2 protein-coding genes and 1 pseudogene are annotated in these 2,072 nt (G+C 55.2%); 1 reads left to right on the forward strand and 2 read right to left on the reverse strand.

The window, feature by feature from the left end; genetic code table 11:
• Positions 1-151: 151 nt before the first annotated feature.
• Positions 152-484, reverse strand: coding sequence for a DUF565 domain-containing protein (locus H6F43_RS01015; protein WP_190340170.1), 333 nt, complete (start codon positions 482-484; stop codon positions 152-154).
• Positions 485-635: 151 nt separating this feature from the next.
• On the opposite strand from H6F43_RS01015, the gene H6F43_RS01020 reads away from it, so the two are divergent.
• On the forward strand, positions 636-1,226 hold the full coding sequence (locus tag H6F43_RS01020) for a hypothetical protein (RefSeq protein ID WP_190340171.1): 591 nt from the start codon (positions 636-638) through the stop codon (positions 1,224-1,226).
• A 66-nt stretch (positions 1,227-1,292) separates the two neighbouring features.
• Here H6F43_RS01020 and H6F43_RS01025 read toward each other — a convergent pair.
• A pseudogene (locus tag H6F43_RS01025) lies at positions 1,293-2,072 on the reverse strand (DUF2157 domain-containing protein); the annotation flags it as partial.

Genomic DNA, 2,072 nt, shown 5'->3' on the forward strand with positions numbered 1-2,072 from the left:
ATTCCTCTAGTCCATGTCCTGTAACACTTTTACGTACTTGTGCCTAATGGATAGCTAATCCTCTAGAGGGAACTAGAGGTTCGTCTGGCTCCCCGTTTCGGTGAGGGGTTGCAGTGCACCTCAGTGGAGCGAAAGCCACCATAACGAATCTCTAACTACCTAGCTTGAAGGCTTCCACAAATAGGCTGAAAGTGAGTCCAACTTTGAGGGCGTTGAGCAGCTCCATTAGCAGGCTACGCGTTGGTGTCCTACGATCGCGATATACAACGCGACTAACGAGTTCGCTGATCAGCACTAGTAGGGCAGCAACCAGCACATCAAGGTCTGCCCGCTGTCCCGCTGTAGTGGCGACGGCAGTCCCTAAAAAATTTCCAAATAGAAGACTGATAATCAGCACTGACAGCCGCCGCCACGGATTTTGTAGCCAGCCCACGAGGCGATCGAGGGATCTATCAATTAAGGTGTTGAGGCGGGTGTTTTGCATGGAAAATAGGGAGAGGCGAGATACAGGAGATGAGGACAAAGAACGGGTGACTCTCTCATGCCTACCCCTCGTGTCTGCTCTCTATTTTTGCTTCGCCCACTCAAATCGATTGTTGTTATTAATAGAGTAACGGGTTAGGGTGACGAGAGCGATGTCAGGGAAGCCAGTGCGAGATCTGAAACGGAAGTGGCATCCTGCCGTTGGCATAGCTCTAGCCGCTGTTGTTTTCTTAGGAAGCGCGTGGGCTGTGGCAGCCCGCTTCTCTCAAACGTCAATATCACCGGTAGAAGCTGAGCGATCGCCCGATTTCAGCGATCGTCCCGATGCATCGCCGAGTCCAGCCCCTGCACCGTCTGTTCCTGCGGCTCAAGCGTCCGCTTCACCGGATGCGACTAGTATTCCAGGGAATCAATCCACCGCTGTTGCGAATCGTCAAGGTAGTTTGCGAATCAGCAACCCGACTGAGTTTCCGACGCGTGTGGTGCTGATGGCAAGAAGGGCGGCTACGCCTGTGAATTATGAGCTTCCAGCGCACTGGGATTTTGCACCGCAAGAAGGGGGAGCCAAGGGGCTGCTTGTGTCGCTGCCCGATCGCAGCATTCGAGTGAAGAAGGGCGATATTCTGGTTGCGTTTGCTCAGGATGGGTCGCGCCGCTACTGGGGACCTTATGTGGTGGGTGAAACGGAGACGCCGCGCTGGAATCCGAAGGCAAAAGAATGGCAGTTTGTTTTACAGCCTTAACTTTCAGTTCTGACAATTAACAGCCTGCGATCAAGTAATGTTCAGAGTTTGAGTGGCTGAAGCGCGTTAATCCCATTGCTCCAGTTCCGCCAGCCAGTACTGAACGAGCGCGCCCACCTGCGTTCGACGAGCTTCAAACGTAGCGGCGATCCAAATAAACAGAAGTCCGAGCAGAATTCCCAACGCCCACAGCAGCAGCGAGTAATTGTTCACGAACAGCCACAGCTGCCGCAGCACTTTGATCATAAACGTCGCCGTACCCACGTAAAGAAAAGCGCGGATGCGCAGCGCCAAGCCTGCAAAAATCATGCCAATGGCTAGCCCGATCGTCAGTAGCCCCTGCACCCAGCTAGCGTCTGATTGATAGAGTGCCGTCAGACTAAACAAGCCCGTGGCAAAACTGCGCAGCCAGTGTCGCGTCTCCTTGGCAGTGGGCGATCGCAGCAGCGGATCGACTTGGGCAAAAAACAGCAGCGACCCACTCAGCAGCGCCATGTACCACAGCGGCTCCGTAACGTTCCGGTCCGAAAATAGCCGCAGCAGCCCCCAATCTGCCAGCAGCAGGCTAAGGTAGCTGAGGCGAACGCGACGTTCAACAGCCGACAGCCACGCGTAAAAGCCAGCCACCAGCCAAAGCGGGGCAAGCGCGATCGTCTCTGCCGTTAGCAGCGTCATGATACCGGGAAGCAGCGTGGCAGCAATCTGCCACGGACGGTTTAGCCAGCCCCATCTAGCCCACGGTAGATAATACAACCCCACCGCAACCAGCGCGGCGATCGCGGCAATCCACGACCAGAACAGAGCTTCGGGCAGCGTGCGATAAAGCAGATAGCACAGCGCTAGCCA

This window comes from Leptolyngbya sp. FACHB-36 (assembly GCF_014695955.1).
Classification (GTDB): Bacteria; Cyanobacteriota; Cyanobacteriia; order Leptolyngbyales; family Leptolyngbyaceae; genus FACHB-36.